Raw genomic sequence first — 21,241 nt, 5'->3', positions numbered from 1 at the left:
AGTCAGCGCCCGCGTTAAGGGCTGTGGCGTAAACGGGGCAGGCGCAAACGGCAGGATTGGCAAAATGCCGCCGTTGTTTTATCACCGTGCGGCGGTTTCGGGCCATGCCGCAGACAACATCCTCCCGGTCCCTGAAGTCATTTCCATGTCAGCACTGATTTCGCCAAGCGTCCTGCCGATCCTGCTTCTCATCGGCTCCAACGTTTTCATGACATTCGCCTGGTACGGGCATCTGAAATTCACCAGCACGCCGCTCATCACCGTCATCTTCATCAGCTGGGGTATCGCGCTGATCGAATATTGCATGGCGGTCCCGGCCAACCGCATCGGGCATGAGGTCTATTCGGCGGCACAGCTCAAGACCATACAGGAGGTCATCACGCTGGTGATCTTCAGCCTGTTCTCGGTGTTCTACCTCAAGGAAGCCTTTACCTGGCACCATCTGCTGGGCTTTGCGCTCATCGCAGGCGGGGCGGCTCTGATTTTCAAGGCCTGATGGAAATCACTCGGCGGCAGCAAGCGCGGGCTTGCGCTTCCAGAACATGGGAATGAGTTCGACGGCCATCATGGCGGAGAAGATCAGTCCGCAGCCGATAAGGCCGATGAAGGTCACTCGTTCGCCGAGGAAGAGGGCGCCGAACAGGGCCGCGAAGAGCGCTTCCGAGGCGAGGAAGATCGCTGCCTGCGCCGAGGTGGTATAGCGCTGCCCGATGGCCTGCAAGGTGAAGGCGACGCCGGACGAGAAAACGCCGGTGAAGAGGATTTCCTTCCAGGTGAGCGCGATGGCGGTCCAGTTGAGGTCTTCAACCATGGAAGCGATGGCAAGCCCTGCAACGGCGCTGGTTGCGAACTGGACGCAGCTCAGCGTTATCGGCCGCGCGGCGCGGTTTGCCTTGCCGATTAAAACCACCTGCAATGCCCAGAACACGGCGCCGCCGATGACCAGCAGGTCACCCTGCTTGAGCGCCGTCAGCGTGCCGCCGGAAAGCAGGAAGATGCCTGCAAGGCAGGCCGCCGCACTGGGCCAGACGACGGGATGCGGCCATGTGCGAAACAGGATGACGCCAAGTACCGGCACCATCACGACATAAAGCCCGGTCAGAAAACCGGCATTGGTGACGGATGTGGTGATGAGCCCGATCTGCTGGAGGACGAGCCCGATGAACAGGCTCAGGCCGATGACCATGAAGAAGAGATAATCCGACCGGCGGAGGGCGATCTTCGCGCGGCGTCCTTCCGCCACGGCCCAGGGCAGGACGGTGAGCGAGGCGATTGCCGAGCGGATGCCGATGAACAGAAACGGTCCGATGCTGGCCATTGCCGTCGATTGCGCGACGAAACCCATGCCCCAGATGGCGCCCGCCAGAAGCAGCAGCATGTTGGCCTGTACGCGCGTCATTCTTACCTCGGTTCGATCTTTTTCAGCCGACATGCTATAGGCAATATTGTGGGCAGGCGGCAAGGGAACTTCCGATTCTGCGACATTCATGCATGATCTGATTCTGCTCAGTGCGCTTTCCATCGGCGGAGGTCTTATGCTTTCCTTCTATCGTGAATCCTCTGTTGGTACCGCTGTCGTGGCGTCGGCTGCCGCAACGATGCTGTTTGTGGCAGGCGGGGAATCGCAGGCGGCTTTCAAGACGGTTCGGGACACGCAGGTTCTGTGTGATTTCGCGCAGAACTGCACATTGAGCCTGACGCCGGTCGCAAGCGAGGGAGCGCCGGGGCTCTTGGCATCTTTCGCAGCAGCCAGCCGGGGTCGAAACCGGTCTTGCGGCTTTCCTATGTCGATCCGTCCCGGAAAGCCGGCAAGCTGGAGATTTCCGTCGACGGCCAGCCGCTGCTCGGCGTCGATGTCTCGGCCCTGAAGGCAGAGGACGAACAGCTTGATTATGCGGGCGATATTGCCAAAGCGCTTGAAGGAATGAAGAACGGCCAGAAGTTGCAGCTGAAACTGGCCGGAAAGACGTTCACCTATTCGCTTTCCGGGCGTCGGCGGGCTGATCTATGTGGATGAGCAGCAATCGCGCGATGGCACGGTAGAGGCATTGCAGGTCAAGGGCAGCAAGCCCGCGCCCGTGCCGCCGGTGCTCAAGCTGATTGAAACGGTTGGCCAGATACCGGCTGAAATCCGCAAGGATTTTTCCGATGAAGCCGCGGTTTGCGGTGGCGCAAGCCCGGAGACGTTCCGCAGCGCGGGCGGTTTCGAGACGAAGATTGCCGATGGGCTCGATCTGATCGGCCTGCCATGCGGATCGTCGGGCGCCTATAATCAGCCCTACGCCTTCTACAGCCGCCATGAAAACAGGATCGTGCCGATTTCCCTGCCAACCATTTCCGACGACGGCCCGACAGTGACCGATACGGCATGGAACATCGACTGGAACCAGAAATCATTGACGCTGACGGCTTTCTTCAAAGGCCGGGGACTTGGTGATTGCGGCATTTACGATGTCTGGAAAGCCACCGACAGCGGCGAGGGCCGGGTGCGTTTCGTGCTGGTGCAGGAGCGCTCAAAAGGCGATTGCGATGGTAATTATGCGGGAGGCCCGGAGAAATGGCCGGCGAGCTGGCCAGTCAAGCCGAAATAGCGCACGCGAGAAAGCGTCGCTTTTGCAGAGAGTTGACAGGGACATATTTTTCCGCGTGAAATGATTGATGGAAATGCTATAGTTCTGTGAATGGTTATTCGAACGGTTCCGAGGCGGATGTTTCGGTGACCGTTTTCTTTTTGTGTCTCGGAGGTTGGAAGCCTCCGAAAAGCGCCTCGCACTATCCAAGCATTGCGCGAGGTGAGGCGGGCAAATCAAACTGCCGGTGCGTGCAGGGCCTCGGGGAGAGGCGAAGCGCCGGATGAAGGAAAGGACTGGGTATGGAAAAGTTCCCTATGACCCCTGGCGGTTTCGAAAAGCTCAAGGAAGAGCTGCGCTGGCGCCAGCAATCGGAGCGCCCTCGGATTATTGAGGCAATTGCCGAAGCGCGTGCGCATGGCGACCTGTCCGAAAACGCCGAATATCATGCTGCGAAAGAAGCCCAGAGCCTGAATGAAGGCCGTATCAACGAGCTGGAAGATCTGGTTGCGCGCGCGGAAGTCATCGACGTTTCCAAGCTGTCGGGCGACCGCATCAAGTTCGGCGCGACCGTCACCATGATCGACGAAGATACGGAAGAAGAGAAAATCTACCAGATCGTCGGCGATCAGGAAGCCGATGTGAAGGAAGGTCGCATTTCCATTTCATCGCCGATTGCGCGCGCGCTGATCGGCAAGGGCGAAGGCGATACCATCGAAGTCAACGCACCCGGCGGTTCGCGCTCCTACGAAATCGTCGGCCTGAAGTTCGTCTGATTTTCATGAAAGTCCCGGTTCAGGATGTCGAGGTGGTGGCGCCCAATTTCAAGCGCCGCCTATCCGGGGTCACATCGACGATCGTTCAGCTCATCCCCTTGCAGCGTGCAAAGGGCCTGAACATCGCGACGATGGGGCCGGGCCTGCCCGACACGCTCCCGCATCTTGGCTGGGGCGCGTTGTTATCCTTCTGGTCGAAGCCGCGAACGAAGCCGTTTCGCATCTGGCACGCGCGGCGCAATATCGAAATGCTCGCCGGGATTTTCATGCGCGATGTGCTGCGCATGAAACTGCGGCTGATCTTCACCTCGGCCGCACAGCGGGACCACAAGCCTTTCACCAAATGGCTCATCCGCCGCATGAATGCGGTGATTGCAACGAGTGGCCGCTCGGGAAGCTTTCTCCAGGTGCCGCACGATGTCATCATGCACGGCGTGGATTTGCAGCGGTTTCATCCGCCGGTTGGCGATGACGATAGTTTCGCGGCGTCCGGCCTGCCCGGAAAATATGCCGTCGGCTGCTTCGGTCGCGTGCGTTCCTCCAAGGGAACAGACCTTTTTGTCGATGCGATGGTTGCGCTCCTGCCGAAATATCCGGACTGGACGGCGATCATTACCGGGCGAACGACCGCTGAGCACCAGTCTTTCGAAGACGCACTGAAGGCGAAGATCGCGGCTGCGGGTTTGCAGGACCGTATCCTCATCCTGGGCGAAGTGCCCGACATTCGGGTCTGGTATCGCCGGTTGACGCTTTATGTTGCGCCTTCGCGCAATGAGGGTTTCGGGCTGACGCCGCTCGAAGCCATGGCCTCGCAAACGGCAGTCGTTGCCAGCGATGCAGGAGCCTATGCGGAAATGATCGTGGAAGGCACTGGAACATCGGTTGCAGCCGGCGACGGGGAAGCCCTGCGCAAGGCTATCGAGCCGTATCTGGCCGATCCGGCATTGGCCGAACGCGACGGCGAAAATGCTCTCAGGCATGTTCGCGCCACGTTTCCGCTCGAAAAGGAAGCCGCTGCAATCAGCGGTGTTTACGAGCGCGTATTCGCCGGGAAATAATCTCGAGCCTGTTCCAGAAGTCGTCCTGTGTGGCTGCAAATGGCGCTTTTCTGCGTTCCGGTGCTTATGTACGTTCAGTACATTGCGCTCCGGTACTCGAAAATCACCATTTTCGCACACACATGCCGCTTTTTGTTTCAGGCTCTTAGAGAATCATCAGCGGTTCGTCCTTGACCGGACGAATGGTCAGCGCGGTACGCACGGAATCCACGTTGGGAGCCGCGGTCAGTTCCTCGATCACGAAGGTCTGGAACGTGTTGAGATCACGCGCGACGCAATGGAGCAGAAAGTCAGATTCGCCCGAAACCATCCAGGCGCGGCGTACCAGCGGCCATTGCTTGGTTTTTTCGGCAAATGCCTTGAGGTCGGCATCGGCCTGGCGATGAAGGCCGACCGAGCAGAACGCAACGAGGTCCTGTCCTAGCGAATTGCCGTTGAGAATGGCGCGATAACCCCGGATGACGCCGCTTTCTTCAAGCTTGCGCACGCGGCGAAGGCAGGGCGGGGCCGAAATGCCGACGCGTTCGGCCAGCTCGACATTGGTGATGCGCCCGTTGTTCTGGAGCTCCCGAAGGATTTTCCAATCGATTTCATCCAGATCGGCCTTGATCGGCATGCGTAACTCCGCGCGCAAGGAAATTTCATTCCGGGGTAATTATAGAACATTCGTCGCCATCGTGGCGCAATCTAATCCTGCTCATATCAAATGAAACAGGCGGATGTAAACCGCTTAACGCTCGGTCAACGCACCCAGAAAGCGCGTGTGAACAGGATATACACCGTCACCAGCTCCAGACGTCCGACCAGCATCAGGAATGAAAGCACCCACAGCGCCGGATCGTGAATGGTGGAAAAGTTGCCGACGGGACCGATCGTGTCGCCGAAACCGGGTCCGACATTGGAAAGCGCCGTCAGCGCCCCGGTGAAGGCCGAGACGAAATCGAGGCCCAACGAGGCGAGCAGCACCGCGCCGATGACGAGCGACGCACAATAGAGGAACAGGTAGAGCAGCACGTTCTGCGCGATATCGCCGGAAATCTCCGAGGTGCCGTAGCGGATCTTGATGACCGCATGCGGCATGATGAGCCGGGCGAGATTGGCCTGTGTCAGGCTCCACAGGATGATGAGGCGGTTCATCTTGATGCCGCCGGAGGTGGAACCGGCACAACCGCCGAGGAACGAAGCGAGAAAGAAAATTCCGATCGCAGGCGGTCCCCAGAGCGAATAATCTTCGGTGGCATAGCCTGTCGTGGTCATGACCGACACGAAGTGGAACGAAGCGGAAATCAGCGCATCGCCGAACGGCACATCGGAGCCGAGCCGCAGCACCACCGCAAGCGCAAAGCTGAAACCGATGGCGATTGCGAAGAACAGTTTTACCTGCGGATCGGCGAGCGATTCCATGCGGCGCGGCATGAAGGCCTTGATGTAAAGCACGAAGGGGAGGGCCGAGAGCGCCATGAAGATGGTGGAGACGACCAGCAGCAGCCGGTTTCCCTCATAGAAACCGATCGAGCTGTCATGCGTGGAAAAACCTGCTGTCGCCACGGTCGTCAGGCCATGATTGATGGCGTCGAAAACGGTCATGCCGACTGCGAAATAGGCGATGATGCAGGCCGCAGTCAGGCTGAGATAGGCGAGTATGATGCCGAGCGCTATCTGGTTCATGCGGGGGAGAATTTTTTCCGACTTGTCGGAATTCTCCATATGAAAGAGCGCAAGTCCGCCCGCCCGCAGCGAGGGCAGCAACAGAAGGGCGAGGCCGATAAAGCCGACGCCTCCGATCCAGCAGAGGATCGAGCGCCACAGGAGAATGCCGCGCTGCATGTTGTCGAGGCCGGTGAGCGCCGTCGCGCCCGTGGACGTGACGCCCGACATGGCCTCGAAGAAGGCGGTGGCGTAGCTGATCGGCAGGTGCGAAAAATAAAGGGGGATCGAGCCGAGGAAGCTTGCGGTGAGCCAGAGGCAGGCCGTCAGCAGAAAACCGAGGCGCGGCGTGAAGCGCATGGTCTGGTTCTGGGTGGCCAGCAGAAACAGCGCAGACAATGCGCCTGTAGCCGCAGCCGAGCGGACGAAGATCAGCCAGTCGTCGCTTCCGTCGCGCAGGTCGATCGCCGCAGGCAGAAGCATGGCCGCCGCCATGATGAGGCCGAAACGCGCGCAGATATTGGCGACTGTCTTGTAAATGGCGGCCGGCTCCGGGTTTGGGCGAATTATTCCTATATCAAGCTTGTTTAGCGTGAGATCGATCCACCCGCAACGTGCTGGCGTGAAAGGGTTTGCTCAAAAGGTCACAAGCTGTGGCTAAAGCTCGGCAAATCCCTGTGGAAGCTTGCAAACATCCGGGGGCAGACCTACCTTGGCCATAATATCGGGGCATTGGCCGGACAGGATTGCGGAAGCGATTCTGGTGGGCCGGAAACCCACCGCTTTAAATCGATTTTAAAGTGCGCCCAAAAATGTGGAACAGTTTGGGTGCGCGTGAAAACCAACATGAGGAGCGCCGGTCCCGCTTGAAGGCCGCAGCGCTCCGGGACCGGAGAGAACTTCATGTCACAGCGTCATGCGCCAGTCATTGTCATCGGCTCGGGTCCTGCTGGTTATACTGCGGCGATTTATGCCGCCCGCGCCATGCTGAAGCCAATCGTGATTGCCGGGCTGCAGCAGGGCGGTCAGCTGATGATCACCACCGACGTGGAAAACTATCCGGGCTATGCCGATCCGGTGCAGGGACCATGGATGATGGACCAGATGGCGACGCAGGCGCAGAATGTCGGCGCGGAGATCGTCCACGACATCATCACCGAGGTCGAAACGACGGTGCGTCCTTTCCGCCTGAAAGGTGATTCCGGCACGGTCTATACCTGCGACGCCCTGATTATTGCGACGGGCGCACAGGCCAAGTGGCTTGGCCTCGACAGCGAGCAGACCTTCATGGGCGGCGGTGTTTCGGCCTGCGCGACCTGCGACGGTTTCTTCTATCGCGGCAAGGATGTGGTCGTCGTCGGCGGCGGCAATACCGCGGTCGAGGAAGCGCTTTACCTTTCGCATATCGCCAAGAGCGTGACGGTCGTGCATCGCCGCGACGGGTTCCGGGCGGAGAAGATCATGCAGGACCGGCTGCTTTCGCGCCAGAACGTCTCGGTCGTCTGGAACAGCGTGATCGACGAAATCCTCGGCACGGAGGCAAAGCCGCCCATGGGCGCGACCGTGACCGGCGTGCGCCTCAAGAATGTCGTGACCGGCGAAACGCAGGAACTCGATACGCATGGCGTTTTTGTCGCCATCGGCCACGCACCGGCGGTTTCTTTGTTCGAGGGCAAACTCAAGCAGAAGCCGAACGGCTATCTATGGACCGCGCCCGATTCGACGGCTACCGACGTTCCGGGCATTTTCGCTGCGGGCGACGTCACCGACGATATCTATCGTCAGGCCGTGACAGCCGCCGGCATGGGTTGCATGGCAGCTCTTGAAGCCGAGCGCTGGCTCGCCGCACAGGAACCGCTGCACGAAGCGGCGGAATAGGGCTTTCCACGCCAAAAGCGGGAGGCGGTCTTGCCTAAGCTGAATGCGGTCAAAACAATGAGAGGGGATAATCGTGGTCGCTCCGCTCGACTGGGATAAACTGCGCATTTTTCATGCTGCGGCTGAAGCGGGGTCGTTCACCCACGCAGCCCAGACATTGCATCTGTCGCAATCGGCTATTTCGCGTCAGGTCAGCGCGCTTGAGCAGGATGTCGGCGTCCCGCTGTTTCATCGTCATGCGCGCGGTCTGATCCTGACCGAGCAGGGCGAAACGCTCTATCGCACGGCGCATGACGTGCTGATGAAGCTCGAAAACGTTCGCTCGAAGCTTGCCGAGAGCAAGGAAAAGCCGACAGGCCGCCTGCGCGTCACGACGACCGTTGGTCTTGGTTCCGGCTGGCTGATCGAGCGCATTCAGGAATTCGTCGAGCTTTACCCCGATATCCAGCTCCAGCTGATCCTCGACAATGAGGAACTGGACCTGACGATGCGTCATGCGGATTGCGCCATCCGGTTGCGGCAGCCGCAGCAGCCCGACCTGATCCAGCGTCGGCTGTTCACGGTGCATATGCATGTCTATGCGTCGGCGGGCTATGTCTCGAAATATGGCAAGCTCAACTCCATAGACGAGATCGACCAGCACCGCGTCGTGACCTTCGGTGAACCGGCGCCGAGCTATCTGACGGGCCTCAACTGGCTGGAGATCGCCGGACGCACTGACGGCAGCTCCCGCATCCCGGCATTGCAGGTCAACAATCTGCTGTCGATTCGCCGCGCCGTGCAGCGGGGCGTCGGCATCGCTGTCCTGCCCGACTATATGGCGGACAAGGAATCCGGCCTGGTGCAGCTTCTGCCCGAACTGGAAGAAATACCGTCCTTCGATACGTTCTTCTGCTATCCGGAAGCCTTGAAGAACTCCGCGAAACTGCACGCCTTCCGCGACTTCCTGTTCTCGAAGGCCCGCAACTGGACCTATTGATTGCAGCTTGTGATTCAAAAAAGGCCGCGCTGGCAATCAGCGCGGCCTTTTGTTTTTTGGTGATGGCCGATTACTTGCGCGGCAGCAGGCGCTGGACTTCCTTTGAGGCGTCGGCAAGGGCGTCTTCCGGGGGGGCGGACTGTTCGACGACGCGAGAAAGATTGTCCACGATGGTCTGCGTCACCTTCACGCCGTTGGAACCGGGGAATGCATACCACGGGATCATCAGCGACATCTGGCTCAGACCAGCCTTGAAGAGCGGATTTTCCTCATAGAACTTGCCGAGATATTCGTCGGACTTCGCGGCCAGCTCGTTGTTCGGCACGTAGCCGGTGCCGGGAACGACGACGGACGCGCCATAGGGCCCGGCGGCAAACTTGGCGAATTTCCACGCCGCATCCTGCTTGCCCTGATCTTCGGTCAGGATGACGACCGCATTGCCGCCGGTTGGCAGGCGACCCTTTTCGGCGTTGATGAGCGGGATCTTCGCCGTGCGAAGATCGAACTTGTCGCCGACATTCTTGATCGTGTTGCGCAGCGCGCCGGTGGTCTGGAACGAGAAGCCGACCTTGCCAGCCGCGAAAGCCTGCTCGCCCGCCGCCTTTGTCAGAACCGGCATGCCGCCTTCCTTCACCATGCGGTCGATGAGCTTGAAGGCTTCGAGCCCCTCCGGTCCGTTGAAGGCGACCTTCTTCTCGTCTTCGGTCAGCATGGTGCCGCCCGCGCCGAACAGCAGCGCGGAGAACATCCAGTCGTCGCCCTGCCAGCGGAAATCGATGCCCTCATTACCGTTGCCGAGCGCCTTGATCTTGCCGCCCAGTTCAATCACTTCGTCCCAGGTGGTGGGGGGATTGTCGGGATTGCCGCCTGCCGCCTTCAGAAGATCGGCATTGTAATACATGATCGGATTGGAGGTTGCGAAAGCAAGACCGACCTGACGGTCGCCGACGCGGGCGAGGCTCAGCAGGTGATCTGTGAAGCCCTGCGCTTCCATATCAGTTTCTTTTTCGACCAGCGGCTTCATGTCTACGCCGATATTGCGCTCCGCCAGCACGCGCAGGCGGTTCAGACCGGTGAAGGTGATATCCGGCATTTCCGACGTTCCGGCCTGACGCATGATCGTCTGGATGCCTTCTTCGTAGGTTGCCGACGGGCTGACGAAGTTGATCTTGATGTCCGGATTTTCTTCCATGAACTTCTTGGAGATGTCGGCCATGACATCCTTGAAGAAACCCGGCATCGGGTAGTGTACGTTCAGCGTCGTGTCGGCAAGGGCGGGCGAGCCGAAGGCCGTTGCCATGGCCAGAGCGGCGAGGGCGCCGGAAAAGCGTTTCATGTTTGAACTCCTGTGGAGGATTGTGGGAAGAATTCAGCCCTTGAGGCCGGTTAGGGTGATGCCTTCGATGAAGCGGCGCTGGGCGGCGAGAAATGCCAGCAGCAGCGGCAGGGTGATGATGAGGGTTGCCGCCATCAGCGCCCCGTAATCGTCGCCCGCTTCCGCAGCGCGGAAATAAAGGAGGCCGAGCGGCGGCGTGGCGCGTTCCATGCCGTTGACGACGATCAGCGGCCAGAACAGGTCGTTCCAGTGGGCGACAACGGAGAAGATCGAGAAGGCCGTAATCGCAGGCCATGCATTGGGCACGATCACCCGCATGACGATGCCGGCTTCCGACATGCCGTCGAGACGAGCGGCGCTGATGAGATCGTCCGGCATGGCGCGGAAGAACTGCAGAAACAGGAATATGCCGAAGACCGAGATGAAGAACGGTGCGCTGAGGGCAAAGTAGCTGTTGAGCACGCCGAGCTGATTGAAGCCGACATAGAAGGGCAGTGCCGTGGCATGGATCGGCACCAGCAGGCCGAGCATGACCATCATCATCATGATGCGCTGGCCGCGGAAGTTGAGCTTTGCCATGGCGTAGGCGCAGGGGATGGCGACCACGACCTGGATGACCAGCACGAGCGCGCAGACAACCACGCCGTTGAACAGCAGAAGCCCCATCGGCACGCGGCTCATCGCCTTGGCGAGATTGTCCCAGAGCGCCCAGTTGTGCGGTATCAGCGACAGCGAGGACGAGAATATGTCCTGCTGCGATTTTGCTGCCGTGGACAGCATGAAGATATAGGGCGCGAGGAAAAGCAGTGCACCCAGCGACAGAAGTCCAAGACGGAAAGAACGAGCCAATGTCATCCGGGTATCCTCAATAATGGGTGCGGCGGTCCAGCACGCGGAATTGCAGCATCATCAGGATCACGAGGACCGCGAGAAAGATCACCGTCATGGCGGAGGCATAGCCGACGCGCAGATAGACGAAACCTTCCTGATAGATGGTCCAGAGCAGGACTTCCGAAGCCTTGTTCGGGCCGCCTTCGGTCAGCGTCTTGACCGTCTCGAAGACCTTCACGGCGTTGATGATGCTGATCGTCGTGACGAAAAGCGTGGTGGGGCCGAGCAGGGGCCATGTGACCAGCCGGAAGCGCTCCCAGCCGTTTTTCACGCCGTCCACTTCGGCCGCCGAATAGAGTTCTCGCGGGATGGCGGTGAGACCGGCCAGAAACAGCACCATGTTGAAGCCGACGCTTTGCCAGATGCCGATAAGCGCGAGGCTGAACAGAACCGTATCGCTGGAACCGAGCCAGTTGGGACCGGCAATGCCGATCATGCCCAGCATGGCGTTGACGGGGCCGAGCGTCGGGTGCAGCAGATACTGCCAGACGGTTGCCATGGCGACGAGCAGCGAGGCGACCGGCAGGAAATAGACGGTGCGGAAGAAGGATTTGCCGCGAACTTCGCCTTCGATGAGGAGCGCCACGCCGAGGCCGAGGAAAACGGAAGCGGGTGCCACGATGGCGGTATAGATGGCAGTGTTCTTCAGCGAGATCAGAAATGTCCGGTCGCTGAACAGTTCGGCGTAGTTTTCCAGCCCGATGAATTCGAAACCGTCATAACCAAGCTCGAAATTGGTAAGGCTCCAGAAGATGACGGCGGCAGTCGGCAGGAGAATGAGCAGCACCGTCAAGATGATCGCCGGAGCCGCAAGTTTCCAGGCAAGCCGTTCTTCACGGCGGCGGGCTTCCTCAGCCGCCGTCCGTGCGCTGGTGGCCGCGGGAGCGGAGATCGCGACATCAGACATGGGCCGCAGCCTTTTCCGGCGATGCCGTCTTGACGATATTTCCGGCGGGTTGGCGCAGGCGCAGGCCATCTTCCCCGAAGAGATAGGCGTGGCTGGCATCGAAATGCAGGCCGACCGGGAGGCCAACGACGATATCGCGGGCTTCTTCGGGCGCAAGCTTCACGGTGAGGTCCTGCGGGGAGCCGGGAGCCTTGAGGTAGACGAGCACTTCCGAGCCGAGAAACTCGATCCGCGAGACCGTGCCGGCAATGCCCGTCTTGTCGTGCGGCTTGAGCTGGAAATGTTCGGGACGAATGCCGATGCGGATAGTGGTGCCGGAATGGGCGGCGACATCCTGCAGGATGGCGCGACCGGCAAAATGCACCATGCCGTTATCGCTGACCAAGGCTTCCAGAATATTGATGCGCGGCGTGCCGATGAATTGCGCGACCTCGATATGGCGGGGATCGTTATAGATCGCGGTCGGCGTGTCGATCTGCAGCAGCTTGCCGCCCATCATCACCGCAACGCGGTCGGCCATGCTGAGCGCTTCGGCCTGATCGTGGGTCACATAGATGGTGGGAACACCGGCGCGGCGATGCAGTTCGACGATTTCGGCCCGGGTGTGGACGCGCAGATTGGCGTCGAGGTTCGACAGCGGCTCATCCATCAGGAATGCGCCCGGCTGGCGCACGAGCGCCCGGGCAAGGGCGACGCGCTGGCGCTGGCCGCCCGACATCTGGCCCGGCTTGCGGTCGAGCAGATGGTCGATCCTGAGGCTGGTCGCGGTTGCCTTGACCTGTTTCTGGATGGCGGCGCGTTTGCGCCGCTGGCCGGGCAGGAAGCTGCCTACCATCGGCAGGCGTTCCACGGCGGTCAGGTCACGCATGGCAAGCGGCACCGCAATGTTCTGTGCCGCCGTCAGATGGGGATAGAGCGCATAGGACTGGAAAACCATGGCGATGTTCCGGTCGGCGGGATGCGCGCCGGTTATGTTGCGTCCCGCAAGCTCGACGCTTCCCTCATCCGCATGGTCGAGACCGGCGAGAATGCGCAAAAGCGTGCTCTTGCCGCAACCCGAAGGGCCGACAAGGGCGATGAATTCGCCTTCTGCCGCTTCGATGGAAATACCATCGAGAATGCGATTGCCTCCGTAGGATTTGCCGATGTCGCGAAGGACGAGCGTGCTCACTGGCTTGCCTCCTCGGTGACCTTCTCGCCGTCGCCCGTGTGGTGCGGATAGACTTCGTGCACCACATCGTCGATGACATAGGGGGTCAGCTCGTCGATGCGGACAATGCTGCTCGTGGCGACTTCATCGAGGTCGTGAATTGCAGCGCCGAGTATGCGCTCGCCGGGCAGGTCGCGCTCCATCGGGCCGACGATGAAGGCGGCGGCAGGCGCCCAGACATAGTTCGTGCCGAAGGCGTCGCCCGACCAGGCGCGGTGCAGGTGGCCGCTGGCGTGAAGCTGCACATTGTACTGCGCGAAGAGATCATAGAGGCGCTGGCGCGGGGCAGGGCGGATGCCCCAATAACCGCTGTCGCCCTCATCCGGATCGTCTACAAAGAGCGGCTTGTGGGCGAAGACGGCGACCGGCTTGCCGTCGCTGTTCTTCAATTCGTCCTCGAGCCACTGGAACTGTTCGGCTTCTTCGGCTTCACCGGAACCGATGACGAGGCTGTTGAGGCCGATAATGCGCCAGTTTCCGAAATTTTCCGCCCAGCGGTCCGGGCCGATATGTCGGCGCCAGCGCATCAGGCGCTGCGCATTGACGGGCTGGTGGCTTTCGGGAAGATGACCGATGTCGTGATTGCCCGGAAGGGTGAGGACACGCGCGGGAAGTTCGTTGAGGCAGGCGCGGCAGAACAGAAGGTCGGCCTCCACGTCAGCACCATCGACCGTCAGGTCGCCGGTGTGGATGATGAGATCGGGCTTCTGCTGGTCGATCCAGGCAACGAGCGGTTCCCAGTTGCGGTTGAAGTGCGGCTTGATGGGGCTGAGGTGAGTGTCTGTAATCTGAACGATCCGCACGGGTACGCTCCTTCTGGGGTCTGTCTGTGGGGGCAGCGCTTTTTCACGCGCCGCACATGCGCCAGGCGCGTCATGCGCGGCGTCTTGCCGGGGCTTTTAGGCTCGTTATGTGACAGGCCCGCTGCATTGCAGTGACAGTTGCGTGACATCTGCTTCGGGCGACTCAAAAAGGGTGATTTGCCAAATTTGCGGGCATTGCCATGTCGCCGATGCCCATGCTTTAGGCGGTTGATTTGCCCATTATAATATTACGAAGTAATTCTGTTCGGATTAACCAGATGATTTCAAAGGATTTTCTTGCCTGGTCAAGACATGCGTAAAACGCATAGCTGCATTGCGCTAAAGTCTCATTGCAAAAACAATGGGCAACAGGCATATAAAGGTCATCTCAGCGCTGCGTTTCCTCCTCCCATTTGCGCGGGCTGAGTGTTCCCCTCTGGAGGTTTGCCTCGAAGGCACCTTCAAAACTCAAAGCCAGACATTTGTCTGGCTTTTTTTTTGGCTTTTCGCCGGGCCGGGTGACGCATTGCAACGATAGCCAGATGTTTTTCGCGCTCAACTGTCGCTTTTGACAGGTCCGGGAAGCCGGGCGCGCCCGCCACGGCATGTCTCAAATTGCGGATATGAAAAAGGGGCCTTTCGGCCCCTTGGTATGCTTTGCTCTGACTGTTTGTTCTGTCGCATTATCCTACGCAAAACCGCTACGCACTTTTGCTGGAAATGCTCTAGCGCAGGCTGGCGCAGAAGCGCTGGATGCGGGTGCAGGCTTCTTCAAGCAGCGCATCCGACGTCGCATAGGAAATGCGGAAGTTCGGTCCGAGGCCGAATGCCGAACCGTGCACGACGGCGACGCCTTCGGCTTCCAGCAATTCGGTGACGAAATCTTCGTCGGTCTCGATGACCTTGCCAGCTTCCGTCTTCTTGCCGATCAGGTCAGCGCAGGACGGATAGACGTAGAACGCACCTTCAGGTGTAGGGCACTTGATGCCCTTGGCCTGGTTGAGCATCGAGACGACCAGATCGCGGCGGGCCTGGAAGATCTTCTTGTTTTCCGGGATGAAGTCCTGGGTGCCGTTGAGGGCCTCGACTGCGGCCCACTGTGCGATAGAGCAGGCGCCGGAGGTCTGCTGGCCCTGAACCATGTCCATGGCCTTGATGAGCTGCAGCGGTCCGGCTGCGTAGCCGATGCGCCAGCCGGTCATGGCATAGGCCTTCGACACGCCGTTCATGGTGAGCGTGCGGTCGTAGAGCGAAGGCTCGACCTGAGCAGGCGTGGTGAAGACGAAATCGCCATAGACCAGATGCTCATACATGTCGTCGGTCAGAATCCAGACATGCGGATGACGAACCAGAACCTCGGTCAGGGACTTCAGTTCTGCTTCCGTATAAGCCGCGCCGGTCGGGTTCGACGGCGAGTTGAAGATGAGCCACTTGGTCTTCGGCGTGATCGCCTTTTCCAGATCGGCTGCGGTCAGCTTGAAATTGTCTTCGATCTTCGTGTTGATGAAAACCGGGTTGCCGCCGTTGATCGCCACCATTTCAGGATAGCTGACCCAGTAGGGGGCAGGGATGATGACTTCATCGCCGGGGTTCAGCGTCGCCATGAAGGCGTTGAACAGGATCTGCTTGCCACCGGTGCCGACGATCGTCTGTTCCGGCTTGTAGTCGAGGCCGTTTTCGCGCTTGAACTTGGCAACGATGGCCTGACGCAGCTCGGGGATACCGGCTACAGGCGTGTACTTTGTTTCGCCGCGATTGATGGCGTCGATAGCCGCCTGCTTGATATTTTCCGGCGTGTCGAAGTCGGGCTCGCCCGCACCGAGACCAATCACGTCCTTGCCCTTGGCTTTCAGTTCACGTGCTTTCTGGCTGACCGCGATGGTCGCAGAAGGCTTAACACGGGAAAGGGCGTCGGCGAGAAATGCCATGATAGATCTCCATAAATGGCAGGCTCTGTTAACCGGCACCGGGCGCGGTCCGGTTTTGCGGATTTTCTATGTCCCATCGGCGCGGGAAGCGCAACAGATGGATTGAGAATTCGTCCGCAATTGCCGGATTTCGCGCAAATGTGTTGCCGAAACGAACAGATCCATCAGCAATGCTGACATATTAGCGCAAAGAAACTGATTGGACAGGAAGCTGGCGGGCAGGAATATTGCGGCAAAACAGGAGACGACCATGCTGACGCTTTATGAACACGCCGATTCCGGCAATTGCTACAAGCCTCGCCTGCTTCTGGCGAAGATCGGCAAGCCCTTTCGGCACGTCGCGGTTTCCTCGCTTGATGGATCGACGCGGACGCCGGAATATCTGGCCAGGAACCCGAACGGCAAGGTTCCGCTGCTGGAACTGGAAGACGGTCGTTTCCTCGCGGAATCGAACGCCATTCTCCTGCATCTGGCGGAGGGGACGCCCCTGTTGCCGCAAGACCCCTATGAGCGCGCTCTGGTCTATCAATGGCTGTTCTTCGAGCAATACAGCCATGAGCCTTATATCGCGGTGCGCCGTGCCTTGATGGTCTATCCGCAGCGGTCACGTGATGCGACGCCGGAGCGTCTCGCTTCCACGCTGGCTGGCGGCGAAAAGGCGCTGACCGTGATGGAAACCCAGTTGGAGAAAACGCCGTTCATCGCCGGTCACACTTATACGGTGGCCGATATCGCGCTCTATGCCTATACGCACGAAGCGCATCGGGGCGGTTTCGACATGCAGCGATATCCCGCCGTGCGTGCATGGTTGGAGCGTGTCGCCAGCGACAAGGGCCATGTGCCGCTCGAGTGGCTGCCTTAAGATCCTATCCTGCCATCAGGTCGCGCAGGCTGCGCGTGGCCATCAACTTGTAAGCCGCTATCAGCGCATCGCATTCGCTTTCCGAAACCTCGACGGCGATGCGCATGGTGGATTCGCCGAAATGCATCAGCAGGAACGCGGTTTCGTCCAGTTGAGGCGGCAGCTTGCCGGGGGCGATCCGGCGGATCGTATCGGCCAGCAGCTGGCCGTTCTGCCTGCTCTCAGCAATTTCCAGCTTTGACAGGGACTTGTCTGTCTGCGTGGCCGACCAGATGTCGCGCATTGCCGGTTCCAGCCGCATCAGGCCCAGATATTCATCGATCAATCCATTGAAGGCGACGATCAGCTCTTCTGCCGAATTGGCGGTCGCGAGCCCTTCGGCGATACACTGGCGCGATTGCGCATTGGAGCTTTCAAACAGGTAGCGGATCAGGGCGCTCTTGTCGGGGAAATACTGATAGAGCGCGCCAATGGAAATACCGGCCTGCTGAGCGATCTCACTCATCCTCAGACTGTCGCTGCCTTTGGCGGCGATCAGCGCCGTGGCGCATTCTGCGATGCGACGGATCTTTTCCTGCGCGCGGCTCTGGCTGGGCGTGCGGCGGAGGACAGGGGCGCTGGTGGCCTCTGCTTGCCCGGCGGAATTCTGCTTCATGACCGACTCACATATTTCGCTCTTGACAGAATATGAGGATTACTCACATATTGCAAATATGAGGGTTACTCATATTCTGAGGGCTGGAAGGTGAACAGGTATCGTGCGGATAAAGCTGCCGCCGAAGACAGAGGGAGGACAGTCATGACGACGGGTTTTCAGTTGCTGGTTCTGCTGGCGGCATGGGGCAGCGCCATTACAGGCGGCATTTTCTATGCGTTCTCAAGTTTTGTGATGGCCGCGCTGGCGCGCATTCCGGCGAGCGCGGGCATGATGGCGATGCAGTCAATCAACATCACCGTGCTCAACGGCACGTTCTTCGCCGCCTTTTTCGGCACCGCATTGCTGTGCCTCGCGATTATCGTACTGGGATTGATGGGCTTCGGGGGCCTGTCGACGTGGGCGATGACCGGCGCTGCCGTCTATCTCGTCGGCACTATCGGCGTCACGATGGTTCTCAACGTGCCGCTGAACAACCAGCTTGCCGTGATGGACGTCAATGCCGCTGCGTCCGCCGACGCCTGGCTCGCTTATGTGCGCGACTGGACCTTGTGGAATCACGTCCGCACCATTGCCGCGCTGGTCGCAGCGCTCATTCTTGGCGCAAGCGCGATGGGGCGGGGCTGAACGGAACGGCGGACAAACAAAAAAGGCGGGCCCGAGGACCCGCCTTTTTCGTTATATTCTGACGATCAGGCTGCGACGAGGTTGTCTGCAGACGAACGGCCGGAACGGCGGTCCTGAACGATTTCGTAAGAAACCTTCTGACCTTCGTCGAGCGTGGCAAGGCCAGCGCGCTGAACGGCGGAGATGTGAACGAATACGTCCGTGCCGCCCTGGTCAGGCTGGATGAAGCCGAAGCCCTTGGTCGTGTTGAACCACTTAACTGTTCCCGTAGCCATGGGAATGTCCTTTGTAACATAGTAATTTTTAAGTCCGTATGCTTCGCACACGTGCCCGTGAATCGAATTTATGGACAGGAGATCGTCAGGAAGCACGGCGGGCCGCACGGGTCGCAAAGTCACTCGACCGAAAAATCGATGCGCTAACTATATGCGACAAATTTGACCAATACAAGATAGATAGAATGCGAGCTAGAAACTGATTTTACTGATGCTTTCAGCCATTCCGAGGCCCAGCCGGTTTTGCGCGCTCCTGCGGTCGAGCCAGAACAGCCGAAACAGGATCGGGGCGCCGCCGTCACACGGCGACATTTCGTAGTGATCCCAGGTTTCAGGCATCGGGGTGTTCAATTTCAGGTGGAAGCAATGGCGGCGGCGCAACCCCCTGGAGCCCCTTTCCGGATAGTCGTAATCGACGGTTTCGAGGCGGATCATGCCATCGCTGTGGAGAAGCCCCGTTTCTTCGGCGAATTCGCGATAGGCGGCGGCGAGAATATCTTCTCCCGCGTCGACCGTGCCGCCCGGCACCTGTAGCGGCGTTTCGGGAAAATCCGGTTCTTCAAATACCAGAAGGCGGTCGTTCCAGGTCGCATAAATGAGCACTTTGTCGATGGGCTTGATCGTGACAGCCATGGATTGCTTTCCGGCAGGGGTCGGGGTCCGGCCATCATTGCAGCGAAAGCCTGCCGGTAAAACCCGCATATTGTTGTGAGATGTATCCGCTCTCCTGCGCAAAAAAATTTGCCGATCTCCAATCTTTGACTTCCGCGTGAAGCCGGAATCGCCAGAACCGCTCTATGTATTTGTGGTGACGCATTTCCCAACGCAAAACCGGTTCCCACTTTTGCTGGAAATGCTCTAATGAGTATCTGCAAATTCGAGCGGGCCACGGGTAGCGAGGCAGGAAATGACGTCTGAACCAGACAAGGACAAGACGAAGCAGAGCGCACCCGGGAAGGAGCGCCGCCGCAAGAAGCCCAGACGCAGCGTCACGGAACGCCTGCGCAAAAGTTCCGCCAAGCTGATCGGCGGCACGCCGTCGCGCGATGGGACCGATCTTTTTTCACAGATTTCGATGATGGTCGGGGCTTTTCTGGTCTCGCCGGTGCGCAACACGCTGATTGCGCTCGGGGCCGGGATTTTCGCTCTTGTCGTGCTGATCGCCATCGGACAGGTGGCCATCAATCGCTGGAACGAACCGTTCTACGATGCCCTTGCCCGTCGGGATTTACAGGCTTTCTTCCATCAATTGATGGTGTTCTTCGGGATTGCAGGCGCTCTTCTGCTTCTCAACGTATCGCAGACCTGGCTCAACCAGATGTTCAAGCTCAAGATGCGCGAGGGGCTGGCGCGCGATCTGGTAGGGCAATGGCTGGCGCCGGGCAGGGCCTTCCGCCTCGCCAATGCGGGCGAGATCGGCATCAACCCGGATCAGCGCCTGCATGAAGATGCGCGGCACTTTGCGGAAATGTCGTGCGATCTGGGGATTAACCTGCTCCAGTCGACCGTCATTCTGGTGAGTTTCGTCGGCGTTCTGTGGTCGCTGTCGAGCGGTTTCGTGTTTCATGTCGCGGGCTACAGTTTCTCCATCCCCGGCTACATGGTCTGGGCCGTCATCCTTTATGCGGCTTCCGCCTCCTGGCTCACGTGGATCGTGGGACGCAGCCTGGTGAACATCAACGCCAACCGCTATGCGCGCGAGGCGGATTTCCGTGCATCGCTGATGCGGGTCAATGAACATCTGGACGCCATCACCCTGTCCCGCGGCGAGGGGGATGAGAGACGCCGCCTCGATCTGGACATCGATGCGGTTCTGGGCGCGATCCGCAAGATCGTCTATGCAACCACGCGGCTGACTTGGGTGACGGCAGGTTATGGCTGGCTGACGATCGTGGCGCCGATCCTCGTTGCAGCACCGGTCTATTTCGGTGGCGGGCTCACGTTCGGCGGGCTGATGATGGCGGTCGGCGCATTCACGCAGGTGCATAATGCGCTGCGCTGGTTCGTCGACAATTTCGGTGCGATTGCCGACTGGCGGGCGACGCTGCTTCGCGTCGCGAGTTTTCGTCAGGCGGTGCTGCACATGGATGCGCTTGGCCATCTGGACCGGCAGATCGACCTTGCAACGAATGACGATGACAGGCTGACGCTGGACAATGTTTCCATCGCCGCGCCCGACCAGTGCCTGAAGCTTTCCCGCAAGGCCTTTTCGGTCAAGCCCGGCGAGCGGGTGCTGGTGACTGGCGGGACCGAGACACAGAGAACGCTCCTCTTCCGCGCATTGGGCGGGCTTTGGCCATGGGGCGAGGGGAGGATCGGCATGCCGGCTGGCGACGGCGTGGCCTTCATGCCGCGCGCGCCCTACTTCCCGCCGGGCAATCTCAAAGGCGTCATCGTCTATCCGCTCGATATCAAGAAGTTTTCCGAACAGGATCTGGAGAACGTTCTGCGGCGGGCCGGGCTTGAGCGTCTGGCCACCAGTCTTGACCACGCTGCACGCTGGGATCGCGTCCTGACGGACGATGAGCGCCAGTGTATAGCTTTCGCCCGCCTGATCCTGCAGAAACCGCAGTGGATCGTCATCGATGGCGCGCTCGATGGCCTCGATGCCGAAGCCTACGACCGGATTCGCGACATGCTGAATACCGAGCTGAAAGATGCAGCCGTCATTCATCTTGGCAAGCCGCATCTGCATGACGGGCTTTTTACCCAGCAGATCAGTCTGGAAGACGACCCTTCGGGAAAGCCTCTCGAGGTGCGGGCCGTGAAAACGGCATGAAAAGCCGCCGGTCGCCCGGCGGCTTTTCAACTTTCATGAGTTAGAACGGTTCCGGTTAAA

General features: G+C 59.6%; 20 protein-coding genes and 2 pseudogenes. 10 read left to right on the top strand and 12 right to left on the bottom strand.

Translation table 11 applies throughout. The features are described 5' to 3' along the window. Positions 1–145 precede the first annotated feature (145 nt). Positions 146–496 (top strand): DMT family protein, encoded by a 351-nt coding sequence (locus ACOWVS_RS13780; protein WP_006471905.1) that lies wholly within the window; start codon positions 146–148, stop codon positions 494–496. A gap of 6 nt (positions 497–502) precedes the next feature. Here ACOWVS_RS13780 and ACOWVS_RS13775 read toward each other — a convergent pair whose 3' ends face one another. Beyond that, the gene (locus ACOWVS_RS13775) at positions 503–1,399 is read right to left on the bottom strand and encodes a DMT family transporter (protein ID WP_025090521.1); all 897 of its coding nucleotides are present in this window, start codon (positions 1,397–1,399) and stop codon (positions 503–505) included. A 136-nt stretch (positions 1,400–1,535) separates the two neighbouring features. Between ACOWVS_RS13775 and ACOWVS_RS13770 the strand changes: the two are divergent. The 4 genes and pseudogenes from ACOWVS_RS13770 to ACOWVS_RS13755 all read left to right on the top strand — a co-directional run. Next, positions 1,536–2,591: pseudogene (locus ACOWVS_RS13770) on the top strand (DUF1176 domain-containing protein). Between the two features lie 281 nt (positions 2,592–2,872). Further along, on the top strand, positions 2,873–3,346 hold the full coding sequence (gene greA, locus ACOWVS_RS13765; protein WP_006467294.1) for a transcription elongation factor GreA: 474 nt from the start codon (positions 2,873–2,875) through the stop codon (positions 3,344–3,346). Positions 3,347–3,351: 5 nt separating this feature from the next. After that, entirely contained in the window at positions 3,352–4,404 is a 1,053-nt protein-coding gene (locus tag ACOWVS_RS13760) for a glycosyltransferase family 4 protein (RefSeq protein WP_021586940.1), read from the top strand. Between the two features lie 39 nt (positions 4,405–4,443). Further along, positions 4,444–4,566: pseudogene (locus tag ACOWVS_RS13755) on the top strand (flagellar basal body P-ring protein FlgI); the annotation flags it as partial. Here the strand turns inward: ACOWVS_RS13755 and ACOWVS_RS13750 are convergent. Beyond that, positions 4,550–5,020 carry an Lrp/AsnC family transcriptional regulator gene (locus ACOWVS_RS13750; RefSeq protein WP_006471903.1) on the bottom strand — a complete coding sequence of 157 codons (471 nt, stop codon included), beginning with the start codon at positions 5,018–5,020 and terminating at the stop codon, positions 4,550–4,552. The pseudogene ACOWVS_RS13755 and the gene ACOWVS_RS13750 overlap by 17 nt on opposite strands. Before the next feature lie 125 nt (positions 5,021–5,145). Continuing rightward, positions 5,146–6,546 carry a TrkH family potassium uptake protein gene (locus ACOWVS_RS13745; RefSeq protein WP_025090520.1) on the bottom strand — a complete coding sequence of 467 codons (1,401 nt, stop codon included), beginning with the start codon at positions 6,544–6,546 and terminating at the stop codon, positions 5,146–5,148. Between the two features lie 408 nt (positions 6,547–6,954). Between ACOWVS_RS13745 and trxB the strand changes: the two genes are divergently transcribed. Together trxB and ACOWVS_RS13735 are read left to right on the top strand one after the other, a co-directional pair. Next, positions 6,955–7,929 (top strand): thioredoxin-disulfide reductase, encoded by a 975-nt coding sequence (gene trxB / locus ACOWVS_RS13740; protein ID WP_021586938.1) that lies wholly within the window; start codon positions 6,955–6,957, stop codon positions 7,927–7,929. Positions 7,930–8,002: 73 nt separating this feature from the next. Next, on the top strand, positions 8,003–8,908 hold the full coding sequence (locus tag ACOWVS_RS13735; RefSeq protein ID WP_006467289.1) for a LysR family transcriptional regulator: 906 nt from the start codon (positions 8,003–8,005) through the stop codon (positions 8,906–8,908). A 70-nt stretch (positions 8,909–8,978) separates the two neighbouring features. Here the strand turns inward: ACOWVS_RS13735 and ACOWVS_RS13730 are convergent, their stop codons facing one another. The 6 genes from ACOWVS_RS13730 to ACOWVS_RS13705 form a co-directional block, all read right to left on the bottom strand. Continuing rightward, positions 8,979–10,244, bottom strand: coding sequence for an ABC transporter substrate-binding protein (locus ACOWVS_RS13730; RefSeq protein ID WP_021586937.1), 1,266 nt, complete (start codon positions 10,242–10,244; stop codon positions 8,979–8,981). 33 nt (positions 10,245–10,277) lie between these two features. After that, complete coding sequence (locus ACOWVS_RS13725) at positions 10,278–11,099, bottom strand: carbohydrate ABC transporter permease (RefSeq protein WP_021586936.1); 822 nt, start codon at positions 11,097–11,099, stop codon at positions 10,278–10,280. 10 nt (positions 11,100–11,109) lie between these two features. After that, a complete protein-coding gene (locus tag ACOWVS_RS13720) occupies positions 11,110–12,042 on the bottom strand; it encodes a carbohydrate ABC transporter permease (protein ID WP_021586935.1) in 933 nt (310 codons plus the stop codon). After that, positions 12,035–13,213 carry an ABC transporter ATP-binding protein gene (locus tag ACOWVS_RS13715; RefSeq protein WP_021586934.1) on the bottom strand — a complete coding sequence of 393 codons (1,179 nt, stop codon included), beginning with the start codon at positions 13,211–13,213 and terminating at the stop codon, positions 12,035–12,037. The genes ACOWVS_RS13720 and ACOWVS_RS13715 overlap by 8 nt, the downstream gene beginning before the upstream one ends. Continuing rightward, on the bottom strand, positions 13,210–14,055 hold the full coding sequence (locus tag ACOWVS_RS13710; RefSeq protein WP_006467284.1) for a metallophosphoesterase family protein: 846 nt from the start codon (positions 14,053–14,055) through the stop codon (positions 13,210–13,212). Before ACOWVS_RS13710 ends, ACOWVS_RS13715 begins: the two co-directional genes overlap by 4 nt. Positions 14,056–14,780: 725 nt before the next feature. Further along, on the bottom strand, positions 14,781–15,983 hold the full coding sequence (locus ACOWVS_RS13705) for a pyridoxal phosphate-dependent aminotransferase (protein WP_021586932.1): 1,203 nt from the start codon (positions 15,981–15,983) through the stop codon (positions 14,781–14,783). A gap of 250 nt (positions 15,984–16,233) precedes the next feature. Here ACOWVS_RS13705 and ACOWVS_RS13700 point away from each other — a divergent pair, with 250 nt between their 5' ends. Next, positions 16,234–16,845, top strand: coding sequence for a glutathione S-transferase family protein (locus ACOWVS_RS13700; RefSeq protein WP_021586931.1), 612 nt, complete (start codon positions 16,234–16,236; stop codon positions 16,843–16,845). 4 nt (positions 16,846–16,849) lie between these two features. Here the strand turns inward: ACOWVS_RS13700 and ACOWVS_RS13695 are convergent, their stop codons facing one another. Beyond that, positions 16,850–17,500 (bottom strand): TetR/AcrR family transcriptional regulator, encoded by a 651-nt coding sequence (locus tag ACOWVS_RS13695; RefSeq protein WP_021586930.1) that lies wholly within the window; start codon positions 17,498–17,500, stop codon positions 16,850–16,852. Between the two features lie 144 nt (positions 17,501–17,644). Here ACOWVS_RS13695 and ACOWVS_RS13690 point away from each other — a divergent pair, with 144 nt between their 5' ends. Beyond that, complete coding sequence (locus ACOWVS_RS13690) at positions 17,645–18,127, top strand: DUF1772 domain-containing protein (RefSeq protein ID WP_021586929.1); 483 nt, start codon at positions 17,645–17,647, stop codon at positions 18,125–18,127. Between the two features lie 65 nt (positions 18,128–18,192). Here the strand turns inward: ACOWVS_RS13690 and ACOWVS_RS13685 are convergent, their stop codons facing one another. Further along, positions 18,193–18,402 carry a cold-shock protein gene (locus tag ACOWVS_RS13685; RefSeq protein WP_006471898.1) on the bottom strand — a complete coding sequence of 70 codons (210 nt, stop codon included), beginning with the start codon at positions 18,400–18,402 and terminating at the stop codon, positions 18,193–18,195. 192 nt (positions 18,403–18,594) lie between these two features. Then, positions 18,595–19,035 carry an NUDIX hydrolase gene (locus ACOWVS_RS13680; RefSeq protein ID WP_075042008.1) on the bottom strand — a complete coding sequence of 147 codons (441 nt, stop codon included), beginning with the start codon at positions 19,033–19,035 and terminating at the stop codon, positions 18,595–18,597. Between the two features lie 274 nt (positions 19,036–19,309). On the opposite strand from ACOWVS_RS13680, the gene ACOWVS_RS13675 reads away from it, so the two are divergent. Further along, a complete protein-coding gene (locus tag ACOWVS_RS13675) occupies positions 19,310–21,181 on the top strand; it encodes an ABC transporter ATP-binding protein/permease (RefSeq protein ID WP_021586927.1) in 1,872 nt (623 codons plus the stop codon). Positions 21,182–21,241: the final 60 nt, after the last annotated feature.

The organism is Brucella sp. IR068 (assembly GCF_049065885.1).
Taxonomy (GTDB): Bacteria; Pseudomonadota; Alphaproteobacteria; order Rhizobiales; family Rhizobiaceae; genus Brucella; species Brucella intermedia.
The sequence above is the reverse complement of the archived record's forward strand: the minus strand, read 5'-3'. Positions and strand labels throughout refer to the sequence as shown.

Excerpts from the sequence above, each read along its gene's own strand:
- ACOWVS_RS13775 (WP_025090521.1), bottom strand. The coding sequence starts at position 1,399 with ATGACGCGCGTACAGGCCAACATGCTGCTGCTTCTGGCGGGCGCCATC.
- ACOWVS_RS13725 (WP_021586936.1), bottom strand. The coding sequence starts at position 11,099 with ATGACATTGGCTCGTTCTTTCCGTCTTGGACTTCTGTCGCTGGGTGCA.
- ACOWVS_RS13780 (WP_006471905.1), top strand. The coding sequence starts at position 146 with ATGTCAGCACTGATTTCGCCAAGCGTCCTGCCGATCCTGCTTCTCATC.
- ACOWVS_RS13705 (WP_021586932.1), bottom strand. The coding sequence starts at position 15,983 with ATGGCATTTCTCGCCGACGCCCTTTCCCGTGTTAAGCCTTCTGCGACC.
- greA (WP_006467294.1), top strand. The coding sequence starts at position 2,873 with ATGGAAAAGTTCCCTATGACCCCTGGCGGTTTCGAAAAGCTCAAGGAA.
- ACOWVS_RS13690 (WP_021586929.1), top strand. The coding sequence starts at position 17,645 with ATGACGACGGGTTTTCAGTTGCTGGTTCTGCTGGCGGCATGGGGCAGC.
- ACOWVS_RS13675 (WP_021586927.1), top strand. The coding sequence starts at position 19,310 with ATGACGTCTGAACCAGACAAGGACAAGACGAAGCAGAGCGCACCCGGG.
- ACOWVS_RS13695 (WP_021586930.1), bottom strand. The coding sequence starts at position 17,500 with ATGAAGCAGAATTCCGCCGGGCAAGCAGAGGCCACCAGCGCCCCTGTC.
- ACOWVS_RS13760 (WP_021586940.1), top strand. The coding sequence starts at position 3,352 with ATGAAAGTCCCGGTTCAGGATGTCGAGGTGGTGGCGCCCAATTTCAAG.
- ACOWVS_RS13680 (WP_075042008.1), bottom strand. The coding sequence starts at position 19,035 with ATGGCTGTCACGATCAAGCCCATCGACAAAGTGCTCATTTATGCGACC.
- ACOWVS_RS13745 (WP_025090520.1), bottom strand. The coding sequence starts at position 6,546 with ATGGCGGCGGCCATGCTTCTGCCTGCGGCGATCGACCTGCGCGACGGA.
- ACOWVS_RS13730 (WP_021586937.1), bottom strand. The coding sequence starts at position 10,244 with ATGAAACGCTTTTCCGGCGCCCTCGCCGCTCTGGCCATGGCAACGGCC.
- ACOWVS_RS13685 (WP_006471898.1), bottom strand. The coding sequence starts at position 18,402 with ATGGCTACGGGAACAGTTAAGTGGTTCAACACGACCAAGGGCTTCGGC.
- trxB (WP_021586938.1), top strand. The coding sequence starts at position 6,955 with ATGTCACAGCGTCATGCGCCAGTCATTGTCATCGGCTCGGGTCCTGCT.
- ACOWVS_RS13720 (WP_021586935.1), bottom strand. The coding sequence starts at position 12,042 with ATGTCTGATGTCGCGATCTCCGCTCCCGCGGCCACCAGCGCACGGACG.
- ACOWVS_RS13700 (WP_021586931.1), top strand. The coding sequence starts at position 16,234 with ATGCTGACGCTTTATGAACACGCCGATTCCGGCAATTGCTACAAGCCT.
- ACOWVS_RS13750 (WP_006471903.1), bottom strand. The coding sequence starts at position 5,020 with ATGCCGATCAAGGCCGATCTGGATGAAATCGATTGGAAAATCCTTCGG.